This is a genomic window from Paenibacillus sp. LS1 (assembly GCF_026013365.1).
Lineage (GTDB): Bacteria > Bacillota > Bacilli > Paenibacillales > Paenibacillaceae > Paenibacillus.
On sequence record NZ_JAPDOE010000003.1, the window covers coordinates 313,659 to 331,356 of the forward strand.

Sequence of the window (17,698 nt, forward strand, 5' to 3'; positions counted from 1 at the left end):
GCGGATTCTTCATGTTTTTTGTTACATATGAGGGCTTAATTATGGTTTATTTCTGTTGCGCTAATTGTGTAAAAAGAGAGATTAATATAAAGTTACATGCCCTTCCAGCGAATGTGACCTAGCCCCTACCTTCATTAGTGCATAAGGTTTAAATCTTACCTAGAATATATAGAGTACCGTGTCTTCATTAATAAATGCATTAGGCAACACTTTTTGTAGATTCTCAATTCTCCCCTTCATATACTCTAAATCATTTCCATCCAAATTTTTTATTGACCATTCCTTCAAAAGCGCTAACTCAACTATTGCAGCTTCTAATTGGCTATAATTTATCTCAGATCCATCTTGAATAATTGTTATTCCTAATTCATGTATTGCTTTCTCCCAATGTTCTTCATAGAAATCTTGAGTTGATATATTCTCACTGAGTGTCAGCTCTGAATTCCGATCATTGATGTCACCGTTATATCTAAATAGACCTATGGACATTATTCTTTCCCTCCAAATTCAGCTGAAAAATTGTAATCCGGATATTTAGTTTTTAAGTTATTTAGTTCATTTTGAACTGCCGACCTTAACTTTGGAGTATCTGCATCAATTCTGAACACATACTTTCTAATGTTCGTTATATCCTCAAATAAGGGAACATCTTGAGAAACAGAACTGGACAGTTTCACTTCCGTTTGTTGAAGGGCTGTTATTCTGTTCGAACCCTTTTTAAATATCTGTTTAAGTGCCCATTGTTCTTCAGTTTGCGGAACATTGGGGTTATCCATGTACAATTTCTTCGCCGACTTATCCTCATATATTATTTTGTTTTTTAAATCTACCTCGTCAATTTCACTATTTAACTTACCATGAATGTTAACCTCTTTATAAGACTCTTGCTTAACTGGAAGTGGAGAAGATGGCCCTACCACTTTGCCATTCTTCGCCTTTGCAGCCTCAATATGCTGCTTAATCTTCGCCACAGCAGGATTAGAAGCTGGCAATCGATAAGGCCCTTTACCACCCGGCATGCTCCCACGAACCATCTGAATCGCCATGAATATCTGACTAAACTTCAGAGAGGTCACCATCATCTGAGCATACTTATCTGATACAGGCTCTCCCGTAGTAGGATGAATACCCATCTCAAACGCCTTGATCTGTAACGCAAAAATATCTTCCCCAGGCGGTTCAACGTTCACAGCTTGCATTCGATTAAAGTCCAGATTTCCCTGATCCCTCTGATAAGCCTGAAGAGCAGCCTGATCCGCAACACCATTCTCGTTGACAGGCATCCATACCAATTTACCGAACATATTGATTTGCGCCATCCGATAGCCCTTATCACCCGAACCTGAATCACCTGTTGATTTGGTCATCACAGCTGCGGCACCTACTGCTCCAATTGCACCACCCAGACTTACCTTCTGAGCATCTGCATCTTGGAAACGCGTGGCGATATCCTTCAATTCCTTGGATGTATTCACCATACTCTCCAGCGCTTTATCCAGTATAGGTCGTGACTGCTCGAACTCATAGTAAAATCGCTCCTGCGTCGCGCCCATCCACATCATCTGAACGAACATGATCTGTCTCGTCAGATCACTTCGTATACTCTCCAACTGTTGTCTGGCTTGATCCACCTGATTCGATACATGATGTAGTTGTTCAGGGGTAACTTTGATTGTACTCATACGTTTCTCCGCTCATTCGAAATAGGATTATCCTATGTTAGCAGAAGTTTAATATGTAAACTATCCGGCTAACATCCTGATTTCACCAACGTAAAAACACAAGCTGTGCTCCTCATCGGTGCTATGGTCCTATATGCATATACCCACTTCAAGGCATATCCTACCATTTTCAGTAAATACCTCTCCTACTTCATTTCCTCCAACATCACCCGATACCGCCCAATCTGCTCCACCGTCGCCTCTTCCCGCAATGATTCCAACAATGCCGTGCACCTTATAAAATACCGATCCATTCCAAGCTTATGCGCTAACCTGATTGCCTTCAAAATGAACTCCACGGCCCCCTGTGGTCTTCCCATCCACTGTTCATACAAAGCCCGCTGATAAAAGTAATGGTACGTATCATCGTTGTTTAAAGAATTCATTTCTCTGCCAACACCCTGTATCTGATCCTCGAACACATGTAATACCCGATCAATCTGCCATCTATGCCGCACTGCTGCTTCCGTAATCACTTTAAGACCCGCTAACCATTCCTCAGGATGCTCAAGCAAAAAGTTCACAAACTCCTCCAGCAGTTGCACCTGCCCGGCTTCAATCTCAAGAGCATACCGATTCACCTGTGCCTTATGCTTGAACTCCTGCGCCACTTGCATGCCTACCTCATCCAAATCCTCCATCCATCCCAGTTCTGCATATTGATCGATACATGCTCGCGCCTGATCTACCTGCCCCATCTTCTGGTGAGCCATGCCCCGCATTAGGTGACTGAACCCGTAATAGTAGACCAAGGGCCGCTCGATGTGTATATGTGGTGCAGGCACTCCCTTTGATTGATACTCCTGCCGCTCTTCATGGATAGACTCAACACATTGATATAACATGTCCGCCCTCTCCATCACCTTGTTCCAATTTTCAAAAGCCACAGCCATCTCCAACATTTCAACAATGATGTCAGGTTTGAGTGATTTTAGGATATATTTCCGCAAAGATAGTTCCTCCTTCTATGTAAGTTTAGGGATACTAAAACAAGTCAATTTTACGGTCACAAAAAACATTTTGTTCGATTTGCTTTTAGAAACTCCAAAGAAGTAGTACAATAAATTAAATATAGTACTTAATTGCAGTTATTTCAATATTTTTTACCGCCTTTGTATCTCTGCTAATTACATCAATACTCTCCTAACCTTTAGGAGAGGTGGTTATTATGACAACATTACGGAATTCGGTTGGTGAACGTATCAGGGCAATTCGTAAAGCTAAAGGCTTGACACAACAACAACTTGCAGAGCTTGCGGGCTTGGATGATGCATACATCGGGTCTGTAGAGCGAGGAGAAAGAAATTTTTCAATAGACACATTGGAAAAGATAGTTATCGGCTTAAAGGTCTCTGCCCATAATTTATTTGATTTTCCTCTAGCTGAACATGGTGAAGAGATTGATCGGAAGAAAGCAGTAGATGAATATATCATCTTGATCAGTGAGCTAAATTCAAGCCAGATTAAATCTATTAACAAGATTGTAAGCGAAGTCAAAAATGTTATTAAATATTAAGTTTATAACTTATAAAAAAAGATGAGCCCTGATTTTTCAGGCTCATCTAACATCATTTACAGTACCGAAATACTCATTCTTTATACATAACAATACACTATTATAGGCAGGTTTAATTTATATGAGTGGGCATCTTCTAATTTAATCTAAAAGAAGATATAGTAGTTAATTCATATTTAATATCCTCATAACTCAGCCTTGATTCTTTATAGTGAGCTATCTGTATTTTATAAAGATCAGAAATTATATGTTCTTCTTCTAATATTATTAATTTTTCAAACTCAGTAATGAGTTGTTCTGAATAATTAAGACTATACTTCTTCTTGAAAATCATAGCCCTGAGTAAATTAAGTTTCTTTTGGGGGTTATCTTGTAATACAATATCAATTACCTTTTTTTCTAAAGATTCATTTAACTCATTAAAGTATAGTATTTCTTTATTATAGTTATATACAATACCATCTACATTGAGATAAACAGTTTTAGTGAGATTTTCTTCACTTGGTACAACTTTTTTCTCTTTAAATGCCCACGTATTGTTCATGTCCCAAATATCAAATTCTATGTTATCAATAAGGACTTTGAATCCACCAAAGCGATTCTTTCTATAAGAATATTTTTCTATTAAGTTTGTGAAGTCAAATTTCGAATCATTTAAATCCGGATCAAATTTTATAGCTATATCAAAATCTCTTGGTAAAGAATTATACCCACTATTAATATAGCAATCACGTATAGATCCTCCAAAAAACAAAAGGTCTCCTATTTCGGACAATGAAGTAATAAAATTACTAGCTTCGATATAATCTTCTAGCAATAAAGTTATTTGATTTTTAATTTGAACATTGGTGTTCATGTGATCACCTTTTTTTATTAGTTATATACTAAGGTAGTTTAACCCCTAATAGCTGTTGATGCAAATTTACAGCATATGAGTCAGTCATTCCTGAGATAAAATCGGTAACTAATAGTAATCTATCGTACAAAGGTAACTTTCCAATCTCATAGTATGGTATTCCATCCTTTAATGTCTGAACATGCTTAAAATTAGCAGAAATCAAATGAAAAATTTTCTCTTCTCTAAGTTTGGCACGAGGTTTCTCTCCAATACTCAATACTGCGTCTACAAACAAGCTTAACAGATCAGTAATTACTCTATCTCCAACCAATTCAAGAGTTAATACTTCAGTATTTTTATAACAATATTTTATTGATATATTAGTTAAAATTTCTTTCAGTTCTTTTGCCTTGGAATTCTCTAACAGATCTCCACTAAAATCCCCTTCCATAATTAGATCATAGTTTACTTTAAAGGATTGGACAACTGCGTTGATCAAAATATTCTGGGCAGTTACCTTGAAGTTTTGTACATCCACCAATTCCTTATTTGGAACTTTATTTTCCACAGATTTCTTTCTGTACTTTTCAAGACGCTTATATTCATCATGATAATTAGCTTTGAGGAAATCAGATATAATACCTGTATAAATTTCTTCCCAAGGAACTGACTTTTTTTTCACACCATCCTCAATATCTGCTGTTAGGTAAGAAATATCATCTGCAGCTTCTAGTAAATATGTTGCGGGGTGCCTATGCGGTCCAATACCAACCTCACTTTGTAATATTTCAAATAATTTCTTTTCAGAATTGAAATATCCAAACTTCTTCTTCTTTTTAGCTAATTCGTGTTCAGAGGACCATGGATACTTCATTAAAGTTGCTAGAGATCCATATGTAAAATTTGCTCCATGCTCGTCATTTAAAAACTGCAGTTTCGATAAAATTCTAATTGCCTGTGCATTACCTTCAAAAAATTTAAAATCATTTTTTTGCTGATTTGTTAACGAAGCATATCCTCTATCATTAAATTCTTTTTCTCTTTCTTTATACGAATCACTTTCAAACCAATTTTCAAACCAATTTCTAATTACATCCTCACCATAATGTCCGAATGCAGGGTTTCCTAAATCATGAACCAAACAGGTTACTTCAACTAAAGATGCTAATTGTTTTGCTTGCCAAAAGTCCCTTAAAACTTTTTTATCTTCCATTAACCAAACGGCTACTTCCCAAGCAATGGATCTTCCCAATGAGGCAACTTCTAAAGAATGAGTTAGCCTTGTCCTAGTAAAATCATTTGTTTGTAAAGGGAACACCTGAGCTTTATCCTGTAGCCTACGTAGTGAAGATGAATAAATAATTCTTTCATAGTCCTTATCAAACTCATTCCGGTGTTTTTTCGTATATAAAGATTCTGAACTTCTAATTCTCTTCCCATTTAATAATTTATCCCATCTTAATCTTGCCATATGTCCTCAGCTCCAAATTCATAATTATTCAAGATATGTCACATGCATAACAGCATATTAGTTAAAGATGTATACTTAACAATTGATATTCTTTAATATGGTCAAAGAATACATTGAGACCGGAGTTATATCCTTAACAAAGAAGAACTTTTCTCTAAATTTCCTAACTAAAGGCTGTTGAGAGCACTTAATCTATCTACGCAATTAGGACATACACCACAGTGGACACGGCTATTTGCTTGACAAGAAAAAGTTAAAGAAATTGGCGCTTTAAGTTTAATTCCAATATCCGCTACTTCAGATTTTGAATAGTCTCTAAATGGCATATTTATTCTTACAGTTCCATATTCTTCGAGCATACTGCCTAACTTATCAAAAAAATCTTTTGAACAATCTATTTCTTTAGCGTGATTAGAGTTAATGAATGCAGAATAAACTTCTGTTATATTCTCAGATTGCGCTACTGATGCTGCCACAGATAAGAATAATAAATTTCTATAAGGCAAGTAAAGATTCTCTGCAGTAATGTCATCCTTCCACAAATCAGGTTCTTTTATCATGCTTGATTTTGACGAATTATAAATATCGCCGATTCGTACAACTCGAATTGAATCCTTATAATCATTAGGAATAACCTGAAGTAGAGTGTCGTACTCCCGTTTCAAAAAATGCTGTCCATAATCAATAAATAGAGGAAGTACCTTTTTTCCTTGTGATTTTAACCAATAAGCCATCACAGTTGAATCTAATCCACCAGAAGCCATTAAAAGAGCATCATATTTGTACATCTTTTTCACCACTTTCAGCTTGAACGTAAGTATATTCATAAATCGCATCAATAACCTCACCAAGTGTAAAGCAAATCCTACTGACTGTTTTTCTTAAGAATAAATTTCTTGCTGCCATTGATGGGTCAAAAAGTATCGTTGGTTTTCCTTTTGCAGCCATCCACCCTATTTCTACATAGGTACCAGGATCATCATTTAGTAATACTGCAACTAAAACAGAACATTTTTCGAGCAATAATATATCTTTGTTATATACCTCAAGCTGTTGAAAATCAGGTTCTACACCATTAATTAGACCATTCTCTTGTATTGGTCTGTGTGGGGAAAAATTATGATATTGTAGGGCCTCATATAGTTTATCAACCCATAAAGTATCAACATCCGGAAAATCTGGAGCAGCAATATAGACATGTTGTTTTTTTCTAGTTTCCCAGCTTAACTGTATTCCTTTTAACTCTTTAATTTCATTCTCACTAGGTAAATTATTTATCATTTCACAATACTCTTCATGCTTCCATGTGCTGGCGTACCACGCAGCTGAATAAGAGGCATTTCTAAGTGAAATTTGTACATCTTTCTCTGCATAAAAATATGATAAAAAAGCTGAGTTAAAGCAGTCCCCTACACCTACAGAATGGGCTGTAACCATGGGATATGCAGGTGTACCAGTCCAAATAGAATCCCTATAATATCTAGCTCCTCCTCTATTCTCCTTCAGTAATACAGATTTAACTTTTCCAGTATCGACAAGTGTAGCTAATACCGCACTACTACCTGAACAAATATCTTGAAAATACTTGGAAGATGTAGATATTATAAAAGTTTCTATTTCTATGCCCTTTTCCAGCAATTCTATCACCTGATCTACACCATACTGGCAATCTATATGAAGTCTATATGAATAATTTTGTATATTTGAGATCAAATAGTCCATTGAAAATTTGCCAGGATACAGAATGATATCTGTAGGTAATTCTGAGTTAAATGCTCTATCAATCAATTCATTAGACATCTCTGTTTCAAATTGCTTATATAATATATCGTTATATCCTTGATCTCCCGCTTCTACAGAATCAGATATAAAAATCACATTTGGACATCCATTAATCTCGCCCACGTGATACAAAGATGTAGCACACAATTGTTGAGCCCACTTGGAAATACTCGCCTTTAAATAGCTTGGAGAAATATATGCTAAAGAATATTCAACTGAATGGGCATGCAGTGCTCTTGCACTATGAAATATACCTCCTAGTCGTAAAATATTCTTATCCTCTTCATACGAATGCAAGTGGACATCAGTATAAACCTCACCAATAAGTAAAAATTTCATATTATTGTGCATCCAGATTTACCATAATTCTAGGTATTGGAGATTCTGTACTGAAAATAACACTACCTGTATATTTGTGTCCTTTTTTCATACAACCTAAAAGATAACTGAATCTACTAGGTATGTACCCTACAATTTCATGGTTTTCTGAGCTGATCACAACTAATCTACCATTAATTGTTGAACCACCTACTTCTACAGGATAATCTTTATCCGGCACTTTTCTTTGGTTATTATAGTATTGGGATAATGATACCTCTTCCAATAATACCTCTCTAATTTCTCTTAAACACAACTCCTTATTACTAGGTGCTTTTAAATCGCCAAATGAGCCTGTTCCAGAGCTTCCCATAGTAAACCTCCTTAGTACTAAATTACTACTTTTATATTAGACAAATAAATACAAAATCCTCCCTTTTATTGCAAAAAAATAAAGACTACAGTTGTAGTCTTTAGCTTTGTAAAGAAATATCGCATATTTCAAGCGTTTGTCTGTTATAGACTAGTTTTCCTGTGATAATTCCCTCGTAATCAGTTATATATGGAAGAAGATATGTCATACTTTCAGGAACTATACTACTTTCATAAATTCTATCAAGTTCAATCCAATCAACTTCGCCTTCATTAGATGAAATTAATTCTCCTTGAAAGCTATTAGATTCAAATAACATTAACACCTCTGTATCTATCTTTTTTGTGGTATCAGATACTGTCATTACTCCACGAAATTTAATACTATTCAAGCTAATTCCTGTCTCTTCATAAACTTCCCGAATGCACGCCTCCTTGGGGGACTCTTGTATCTCGACTTTGCCTCCTGGTGCATTCCAATAGCCTTTAAAGGGACTTTTGTATCTCTTTTGAAAGAGAACCTTGTCATCATCTCTTATAATACACAATGTAAAAATACTTCCCATATAATCACCCCATCTACAGATAAGGCCCCCGCTACTAAGATAACAAATTGCTTATGAGTCTTAAAGAGAACATATGCTTCATTACAATTATATTTATTTTTTACGTCTATTATATGTTTTTTATTAAAAAATCAAATATTGGAAATTTTATACCTTGTAGGTTTTCAAGCCCCTTAATATATCCTTCATGCTCGTGAAGTAGCCCGCTCTTGGCAATTCATACAACTCCCCGCTCAAACGCGGCAAACTCAATCCGATTACGCCCATTCTGCTTCGCCTGATACAAGGCCTTATCCACCGCAGCGAACAGCTGAGTCAAATACCCCTCCGGGTTGTCCGGTACATGCACAACTTCAAAGTCCTCAAAGGATAGAATCCCAATACTAATCGTAATCGACACCTGCGTAATCTCGTGATCCACCATAATGCGGTTGGACTCCACCGCTAATCTCACGCGCTCCGCGATCTGGTTCGCCAGATCATGCTCCGTGTGCGGAAGGTAGATCATGAACTCCTCCCCGCCATAACGCGTCAGGATATCGGTACTGCGAATGGATTGTTTAACCGCCTCCGCCGTGCGAACGAGCACTTCATCCCCGATGACATGTCCATAGCGATCATTGATCGCTTTGAAGTAGTCGATATCGAGCAGCAGGAGTGAGAATGGTGTTTTGTATTGAATATTGGTAATGACCTCATGATTCAGATGTTGGGTCAGATAACGACGGTTGTAACAGTTGGTTAAACTGTCCGTCAGGGCGAGTTCCTCCAGTTTGCGATTGGCCTCGGATAACTCCTGACGTATCAAATCTAGCGCCTGATTTCGCTCCTGAAGCGTCTCGTTCTGCCGATTCATCTCTTTCACATAGAAGCGCTCCTGCGAGACATCCTGGAACGTGAGAATATGACCGATCGGCACAAGAGCCGAATCCACAATCGGAGAAGATTGCAGGATATAGTGCCGGATATTGTTGTCCCGCTCCACGATCACTTCAATGTGAGAGAGGGTATTTTCTTTTTTCTTATAGTGATTCACGAACTCCCGACAGCTGCCCACAACATGAACAGACTCCAGAAAGGCTTCCATATCAAAAGAATCCCCCACATGCAGATCCATAAAGGATCGAGAGGCTTTGTTCGCTTCAACAATGACTTCATTCTCATCCAGTACCAGGATGCCATATGGAATGGTATTGATCACATCCTCATGGGCGATGGAGACCAGATCGAACACATTGTATCTTTTGATCACATAGACAAAGAACAGGTCCGACAGAAAGATCCCCAGCGAAGTCATACCAGGAATGATTGGCAACCAGCGGGCTAGAACGACATTCAGAATCGCATCAATCGTTGCAAAGACAGCCAAGACCAGGATGCCCAACAGGGTGATTCTCACCTGTTTTTTGATCATGGCAGACGTCTGCGAAGAATACACGGCCCGGAATAGAACCACGAGAGAAGTCAAGAAATAGCTCACCAGAATAGTCATCACAACCCAGAACCAAAGGCCGTAATCCCGCTCGATGTACCCGCCCTCCAGTGGAATCACGAACTCGTTCCATGGATTAGCGACCACACCTATAGCCCCGATCACCGCAGGGACAAATAGCAAGAAGGTTCCTTTTGCACTCAGACGCTCTGAATACCCGGTAATAAAGATCGTCAGTAGAAGCCACCCGCTCCCAAGCAAGGAGACCGCAACGAAAGATAAGGTAACGTAGAACAATTGCAGACCGGAATCATCCGTGAGCGTACTCGCAAATTGACAGAAAGGCCAGAGCATCATCAACCCATGGAATAAAAAGTACACCTTATGTAAGTTCGTAATTCTAACCGTAGCAAACACATATACACCTACACCGAACAATAGGACAAATAAAAAGAGATCATACCATACTAATGGGTTCACGAATCTTCTCCTTCTTAGATGCTACAATGACAACGTGGTTGTTCATGATTCTATGTGATACTTATATATAACTTCAATAAACACCTATACAATTCTTCTACGCCATACTTATTGGTTAATTTAACCATATCTTATCACACCACCCTAAGGGTGAGTAGCCCATACACTGGAAGTCCGACCAACCTCTGATCGAAATCCTGATCTATTTCTGATGATTTATGAATGCTTTTGAAGGTTTGGAGTACAAACAGGAGAGGAAAATCATCTGCTCGGGAGTTATTCAGCTATCATCAGGTGGTCGTATTAAGCCATCCGGCTACCGGACGGCTCTTTGTATCATTCGTTTACTTCATCCAGAGGGAGATTATCCGTGAATAGATCGGGGTTATGCTTGAGCATCTCCGTGATTACCTCTGCTGTCTTAGCCGCATCACACACTCTTACAACCGCATCCCCAAGTTGTCCTTTACGCATCGCGCCTTCGCGAACAAGTACCTCGTCTACTTTCCAGAAATGCTCCGACCATGGCAATCCGCAATGTCTGCGAGACGGTACCGAAATTTGGCTTCCATCTGGTAAAACCGTATACAGCATCTCATGCTCGTCCGTCATTCTGCCAGGGATGTCCACCCACTCTTCGACCCCATGGATAAATGTATTCCGCTTCAAGTCAACGCCTACTAACAAGATCGTCGCTTTCCGATCTAACAGTTTCCCCCATGCCGAACCTCTCGCACACGGTGTATCGAAGAGATGATCGTCCTTCGTAAATGCCACTGCGTCCCTTCCCAGTGCCGCTACCGAGTGTGTAGGGTGCCACGAACGAACCACGCCCGGACGTTTACGAAAAAGTTCAGGAAGAATACCCACGCAACAGGAAGAAGTTTCCACGTAAAACACTGGGTTATCCGCATTAATGGTAGACCACGTATGAGTGGGAAGCACTAACAATCCCTCTTTCATATAGTCGGTAAAAGCATCCAACACCGTATCCGCTCCACCTTCAACCTCGCCTAAACTCTTCATTGAAGAGTGAATGAGCAACGTGCCTTGCCCATCAACATTAAGCTGCTCTAGTTGCTGCATCAAGCTTTCTTTTGTGTACATATCTATCCTCCTCCATTTCTTATCCCATCTCTATGTAAAAGCAAATCCTTGCTCAGCTTCACATCATGCTTCTCAGCATAACAAACAAAGGGCCGAGGGTTAACCCCCGGCCGCAGAGAAAGAATTTGTATGAGTTCAGGCAGTAGCTGCCAATCCACTTTTACTTAATAATAACGTACTCCAGGTTCACCAGCTTCGCATACGTCACGATCTGGTCTGTGGTCAGGTTCAAGGATACAACCGTATGGTGACCACCACCATTTTCGATCCATGCTTTCACTCCATCTTGGAAGTTCGGCTTAACGCTCCACAGAACACGCGCTACCGGCAGGTTAGGAGCTGGAACGGTTGGCTCAAATGCAGATACTTCGTTGATCAGCAGTTTGTAGTGGGTACCGAAATCTGCCATGGATACCACGACACCTTCGCCTGCTTTGCCATCGAATACGAGACGTGCCGGATCTTCACGATCGCCAATACCCAGTGGGGACACGATGATTCTTGGTTTCGTGCTGGCAAGTGTCGGATCTACTTCAAGCATGTGAGATTGCAGGATCGCTTCCTGTCCAGCGGCCATCTCGTATGTGTAATCTTCCATGAAGCCCGTGTTCTCGTTATGAGCCATGATTTTCAGCAAGCGATCCAGCGCAGCCGTTTTCCAGTCACCCTCACCGGCAAATCCGTACCCTTGAGCCATCAGGCGTTGTACAGCCAGACCCGGAAGTTGTTTCATGCCATGCAGATCTTCGAAGTTTGTAGTGAAGGCACTATAACCACCTTCGTCCAGGAAACGTTTAATGGCAATTTCATAACTCGCTTGTACACGTACGCTTGCTTCCCAAGCTTCCTTGCTGTTCGTGCCATAATCGAATTCGTAGAGGTCTCCATACTGAGCGATCAGATCATCGATTTCCTGCTCTGTTACAGCGTTCACGTATTGCACGAGGTCGCCGATGCCAAAGTAATCAACCGTCCATCCAAATTGGATCTGTGCTTCTACTTTATCCCCTTCGGTTACGCCCACGTTACGCATGTTATCACCGAAACGAGCAACTTTGATGTTAAAGCTTTCATTATAAGCCACCGCTACGTCCATCCAGTCAGCGACCTGCTGTTGCACTTCTGGGCGCTCCCAGTAACCAACAACGATTTTATTTTGTTTTCTCAGACGGGCATTAATGAAGCCATATTCACGGTCACCGTGTGCCGCTTGGTTCAGGTTCATGAAGTCCATATCGATGGTTGCCCACGGAATGCTTTCATTGAATTGGGTTGCCAAGTGAAGCAAAGGTTTTTGCAGCAATTTCGTACCACGAATCCACATTTTCGCCGGGGAGAATGTATGCATCCATGTGATGACACCTGCTACTTCATCGCGATAGTTAACTTCCTTCATCGTACTCGTGATTTTATCTGCGCTTACCGCCAGATCCTGCAATACGAGCGGGTATGGCAGTACGCCGCTGGCATTAAGGGCATCCGTGATTTTCTGTGCGTTAGCTTTTACTTCGCCCAGTGCTTCTTCTCCGTACAAGTGCTGTGAACCGACGACAAACCAGAATTCTTTTGCTGCTGACATATAATCATCCTCATTTCATTATTTTATAGTTGAACCAATGGGTTTACACTAGCACACTGCGCAGCCAGAATAATCTTTCGATCGCTGGTTATCCCCGGATTTTTTTGAATCCCTTTTTTAAAGGGAAAATCCGTTGATAAACGCGAACGCTCCGCTTCTCCAGCTTTCTTCTGTCTTCTCCGTTATCGTGTAAAAAGTATAGTTGAACAAGTCATTCCCACACCAAACCACTTGTAAGCCAGAACATGCTTCCAGTCACTGTTATAACCTAATTACTTCTGTCCGTAATATGCGTCTTTTCCGTGTTTTCGCAGATAGTGTTTATCCAAAATGCCTTGTGGCAGTTCCTTCGCGAAGTTATTCAATTGCCGCGCGTACAGGTTCATTTTGCACACTTCCTCCAGCACGACACTGTTCACCACCGCAGACTTGGCATCTTTCCCCCACGTAAACGGTGCATGACCATGGAGCAATACTGCTGGAACAGCCATAACATCAATGCCACGCTGTTCAAACGTTTCAATAATGACGCGTCCCGTCTCCGCTTCGTATCCACGATCAACCTCGTCCTGATTCAGGAAACGTGCACAAGGCACTGCTCCATAGAACGTGTCCGCATGTGTGGTTCCCATTACAGGTACGTCCAGTCCGGCTTGCGCCCAGATAGTCGCCCATGTGGAGTGTGTGTGCACGATGCCACCAATTTCCGAGTAATGCTTATATAGTACGGCATGTGTTGCGGTATCTGAGGAAGGTCTCATTTCTCCCTCCACCACGTTACCGTCCAGATCAACCACAACCATGTCGCTTGCTTTCATCGTATCGTAGCTGACGCCACTTGGTTTGATCACGAACAGACCGCTTTCCCGATCAATTGCGCTGACGTTACCCCATGTGAATTTCACAAGTCCATGCTTGGGCAGTTCCAGATTTGCCTGGAATACCTCTTCTTTCAGTTGTTCTAACATGTTATTCCCTCCCGTTCTCTACCAGATGATCTACGGCTGATTGCTCAATCGTGAGCCCACTCCGATAGCGTTCGATAAATGCTTCAAACCCTTTTACATCCGATGCATCCGGTGCCACTTCCACTCCCTCAACATCGTTGAAGACCTTCTGCTCCAGGAACATATCCAGGCTCTCCTCTTGATCCTTGTTGATCATGTACGAGGCCAGAAGCGCCATGCCCCATGCGCCGCCTTCACCAGCGGTAGACATTACCGACACCGGTACGTTCATCGCAGCAGCTACAATCCGTTGCCCGACGACAGGCGTTTTGAACAGGCCACCGTGAGCCAAAATGCTGTCAATCGCCACATTCTCTTCCTCCGTCAAAATGTCCATACCGAGTTTGAGTGCACCGAATGCACTGAACAGATGTGTCCGCATGAAGTTTGCCAGATTGAAGTTACTTTCTGGGGAGCGGACGAACAATGGACGGCCTTTCTCAAGTCCCGTAATGTTCTCGCCTGAGTAGTAACCGTAGCTGAGCAAGCCGCCACCATCTGGGTCTGCCTCCAAAGCCTTGTTAAACAACACGCTAAACAACTTGGCGTTATCCACTTCATATCCCATCGCTTGAGAGAATTCACGGAACAGTCCAACCCATGCGTTGATATCACTGGAACAGTTGTTGGCATGCACCATCCCTACTGGACTGCCATCCGGCGTGGTGACCATATCGATCTCGGGATACACTTTGGACAATTCCTTCTCCAGTACGATCATCGCAAATACGGATGTGCCGACGGAGATGTTCCCCGTACGTTTTCGCACGCTATTCGTTGCCACCATACCCGTTCCGGCATCGCCTTCTGGCGGGCAGAGCGGAATGCCTGCTTGCAGATCTTGTGAAGGGTCGAGCAACTTGGCTCCCGCTTCCGTCAATGCACCTGCATTCTCACCAGCGAGATATACCTTGGGCAGAAGGTCCTCGACTTTCCACGGATAACCTTTGCCTGCGATCTGTTCGTCGAACTGTTGGATCATGGATGGGTGATAGTTATGTGTAGACTCGTCTATTGGGAAAATGCCTGAAGCATCGCCGATCCCAATCGCCTTATTGCCCGTCAGCAACCAATGGATGTATCCAGCCAGAGTTGTCAGGTGATCGATCTGTGGCACATGCGCCTCTTCGTTCAAAATTGCTTGATACAAGTGGGCAATGCTCCAACGTTCAGGAATATTGAACTGCAGAAGATCCGTTAGCTCCCTTGCAGCTGCTCCCGTCGTAGCGTTACGCCAAGTGCGGAAAGGTACCAGCAGTTCACCCGCGCTATCCAATGCGATATATCCGTGCATCATGGCCGAGAATCCGATAGAACCGACCGTTCGCAGCGTAATACCGTATTGCTGTTCCACATCTTGCTTCATCTCACGATAAGCGGTTTGCAGACCTGTGATGATATCCTCCTGGTTGTACGTCCAATATCCATCTTTCAGGAGGTTCTCCCATTCATAACTGCCTGATGCGATGGTCTCAAAACGCTCGTCAATCAACACCGCCTTAATCCGCGTTGATCCAAATTCAATTCCGAGCGAAGTAGCGCCCTTGGTAATAGCTTCTTTCAAGTCCAGTTGACTCATAATCACGTGTATCCCCTCTCCGGTCGCGATTTCACATCCCAAAGGATGCATATATAAATTGAAGCTTCTACTCATGGCAGTGACTAATCACGAATTTTTGTATAAATGCTTCCTGTTGTGTTTTCAAAGAATGCGCTTTCCTTTTCTGACAGCCTTAGTATATTTTTTGTACGTACATTTGTCAATAATATATAAGAGTTATACTTACAAAGTGTGTATATTGCACTCTATTTGAATATTCAAAGGTCTTAAATAGTTATAAATCGGCTATGCTGTAAGGTACACCTCTATCTAAAAAGGCCGGATATGTACGGTTTATTTCAAAAAATGTGCTGTTTTATATGCATTCAAACTGAATCATGCTAAAATATGTACGTACAACTATTTGAACAACAACGTTGATATAGATGAGTAACGATGAAAGAAGTGGACTACGTGAAGCCAAAATACCAGGTCATCATTGATGATATAAAGAGTCATATCCTTTCGGGGACATATAGCATAGGCGAGCAGATCCCTACGGAGTCGGCATTACAGGATAGCTACAACGTAAGTCGCCAGACGGTGCGAAAGGCTATTTTGGAGTTATCAAACGAAGGGTTTTTACGAAGCGAAAAGGGTTCAGGAACTTACGTTAGTAATCAGTATCGATCACGATCAGGCGGCCATACGTCGAAGAAAACGATCGGTGTGATCACAACATACATCTCGGATTACATCTTTCCGTCCATTATCCGCGGCATTGAGAGTCGTCTGAATGAGGACAACTACTCGTTACTGCTGGCCAGCACCAATAATGATGTGGCACAAGAGAAAAAAGCACTTGAAATGATGCTCTCCTACGGCGTGGATGGCCTGATTGTCGAACCGACCAAAAGTAATCTGTACAACCCAAACATTGCATACTATCTTTCCTTCAAAGAGCAGGATGTGCCGTTTACGATGATTAATGCGTTTTATGAAGAGCTGGAGGTTCCGTTCTTCTGTCTGGATGACGTGCAATCCAGCTATCTTGCCACTCGGGAATTAATCGCCAAAGGCCACACCCAGATTGGTATTATTGCGAAAATGGATGATTTGCAAGGCAAGTACCGGATGAAGGGATACATCAAAGCACTCGGTGAAGCAAAGTTACGGTTCCATCCTGAGCAAGTGCTTTCCTTTGATACCGCATCGAAGCAAGAACTTTCCTCCAATGTAGCAGCGTATCTGGACGAAAACAGGGATTCGCTCACCGCGATCGTCTGTTATAACGACGAGGTGGGACTGGAGGTCGTGCACGCCTGTAGGCAACTCGGCATCTCGATCCCGGATGAGTTATCCATCATTGGACAGGACAATTCGTACATCGCCAAGAACGCCAACATAAGGCTTACAACACTAACCCACCCCCAAGAGCAAATGGGCCGCGATGCTGCCGACTGGGTGATCAAGAATCTGCAAGGCAAAAAGGATCTGCCCACGAACACCTACTATCAGCCCGTGCTGGTTGAGGGAGAGACGGTGAAGGAGATCGAAGTAGAATAATATTGTTGCGGGACGGGCGGTAAGTTGTTACCGAGCGATCTTTTTCCAGTATAAATTAAAGAAGGCCCTCAGAATTATCTGCGGCCTTCTTTGTTATTGTTCAATATAATGAGGAATTCGTACATAACATCTTCTCAAACAGAAACTACTTCGTCTGATCCGCTTCATCACTCACCAGACTTACAAGGACGCCTTTCTTCTCCATTTTTCAGTTAAGAACGGATATTAGAATACCTCCCTAACAAATGTAGCCCTAATATGATATAACCCTTTACAATTTTTTCATTGACACTGCCTTTGATAAAAAGATATATTTATTGATGTTGATAATCATTATCAGATATATAAAACGTTTTATATATCTACTTTTTGCATTCCAACGGATGTAATTGTTCAACCAGGA

16 protein-coding genes are annotated in these 17,698 nt (G+C 41.4%); 2 read left to right on the forward strand and 14 right to left on the reverse strand.

Annotated features, from left to right (window positions below; translation table 11 throughout):
* Nucleotides 1-159: 159 nt before the first annotated feature.
* From OM416_RS16700 to OM416_RS16710, 3 genes are all read right to left on the reverse strand, one after another.
* Nucleotides 160-489, reverse strand: coding sequence for a hypothetical protein (locus OM416_RS16700; protein ID WP_215077141.1), 330 nt, complete (start codon nt 487-489; stop codon nt 160-162).
* On the reverse strand, nt 489-1,682 hold the full coding sequence (locus OM416_RS16705) for a WXG100 family type VII secretion target (protein ID WP_264931271.1): 1,194 nt from the start codon (nt 1,680-1,682) through the stop codon (nt 489-491). The genes OM416_RS16700 and OM416_RS16705 overlap by 1 nt, the downstream gene beginning before the upstream one ends.
* A 185-nt stretch (nt 1,683-1,867) precedes the next feature.
* Complete coding sequence (locus OM416_RS16710) at nt 1,868-2,671, reverse strand: DNA-binding protein (RefSeq protein WP_264931273.1); 804 nt, start codon at nt 2,669-2,671, stop codon at nt 1,868-1,870.
* Between the two features lie 218 nt (nt 2,672-2,889).
* Here OM416_RS16710 and OM416_RS16715 point away from each other — a divergent pair, with 218 nt between their 5' ends.
* Nucleotides 2,890-3,237, forward strand: a complete 348-nt coding sequence (locus tag OM416_RS16715) for a helix-turn-helix domain-containing protein (protein ID WP_264931275.1) — start codon at nt 2,890-2,892, stop codon at nt 3,235-3,237.
* Nucleotides 3,238-3,373: 136 nt separating this feature from the next.
* Here OM416_RS16715 and OM416_RS16720 read toward each other — a convergent pair whose 3' ends face one another.
* The 11 genes from OM416_RS16720 to OM416_RS16770 all read right to left on the reverse strand — a co-directional run bounded on the left by OM416_RS16720 (nt 3,374) and on the right by OM416_RS16770 (nt 15,768).
* Entirely contained in the window at nt 3,374-4,093 is a 720-nt protein-coding gene (locus OM416_RS16720) for a hypothetical protein (RefSeq protein WP_264931277.1), read from the reverse strand.
* 28 nt (nt 4,094-4,121) lie between these two features.
* Nucleotides 4,122-5,546, reverse strand: a complete 1,425-nt coding sequence (gene dgt / locus OM416_RS16725) for a dGTP triphosphohydrolase (protein WP_264931279.1) — start codon at nt 5,544-5,546, stop codon at nt 4,122-4,124.
* A 167-nt stretch (nt 5,547-5,713) separates the two neighbouring features.
* Nucleotides 5,714-6,334, reverse strand: coding sequence for a 7-cyano-7-deazaguanine synthase (locus OM416_RS16730; RefSeq protein ID WP_264931281.1), 621 nt, complete (start codon nt 6,332-6,334; stop codon nt 5,714-5,716).
* Nucleotides 6,321-7,667, reverse strand: coding sequence for a nucleoside 2-deoxyribosyltransferase (locus OM416_RS16735; protein WP_264931283.1), 1,347 nt, complete (start codon nt 7,665-7,667; stop codon nt 6,321-6,323). The genes OM416_RS16730 and OM416_RS16735 overlap by 14 nt, the downstream gene beginning before the upstream one ends.
* Nucleotide 7,668: 1 nt before the next feature.
* Entirely contained in the window at nt 7,669-8,019 is a 351-nt protein-coding gene (locus OM416_RS16740) for a hypothetical protein (RefSeq protein WP_264931287.1), read from the reverse strand.
* A 100-nt stretch (nt 8,020-8,119) separates the two neighbouring features.
* The gene (locus OM416_RS16745; RefSeq protein WP_264931289.1) at nt 8,120-8,584 is read right to left on the reverse strand and encodes an NUDIX hydrolase; all 465 of its coding nucleotides are present in this window, start codon (nt 8,582-8,584) and stop codon (nt 8,120-8,122) included.
* Nucleotides 8,585-8,801: 217 nt separating this feature from the next.
* Entirely contained in the window at nt 8,802-10,496 is a 1,695-nt protein-coding gene (locus tag OM416_RS16750; RefSeq protein WP_264931292.1) for a diguanylate cyclase, read from the reverse strand.
* 336 nt (nt 10,497-10,832) lie between these two features.
* Nucleotides 10,833-11,603 (reverse strand): AAC(3) family N-acetyltransferase, encoded by a 771-nt coding sequence (locus tag OM416_RS16755; RefSeq protein ID WP_264931294.1) that lies wholly within the window; start codon nt 11,601-11,603, stop codon nt 10,833-10,835.
* Between the two features lie 160 nt (nt 11,604-11,763).
* The gene (gene araA, locus OM416_RS16760; protein ID WP_017691494.1) at nt 11,764-13,182 is read right to left on the reverse strand and encodes an L-arabinose isomerase; all 1,419 of its coding nucleotides are present in this window, start codon (nt 13,180-13,182) and stop codon (nt 11,764-11,766) included.
* Nucleotides 13,183-13,454: 272 nt separating this feature from the next.
* Nucleotides 13,455-14,150: an L-ribulose-5-phosphate 4-epimerase gene (locus tag OM416_RS16765; protein WP_036611813.1), complete on the reverse strand. Its 696-nt coding sequence runs from the start codon at nt 14,148-14,150 to the stop codon at nt 13,455-13,457.
* Nucleotide 14,151: 1 nt separating this feature from the next.
* On the reverse strand, nt 14,152-15,768 hold the full coding sequence (locus tag OM416_RS16770; protein WP_264931300.1) for a xylulokinase: 1,617 nt from the start codon (nt 15,766-15,768) through the stop codon (nt 14,152-14,154).
* 435 nt (nt 15,769-16,203) lie between these two features.
* Here OM416_RS16770 and OM416_RS16775 point away from each other — a divergent pair, with 435 nt between their 5' ends.
* Entirely contained in the window at nt 16,204-17,295 is a 1,092-nt protein-coding gene (locus tag OM416_RS16775; RefSeq protein WP_264931516.1) for a GntR family transcriptional regulator, read from the forward strand.
* Nucleotides 17,296-17,698 lie beyond the last annotated feature (403 nt).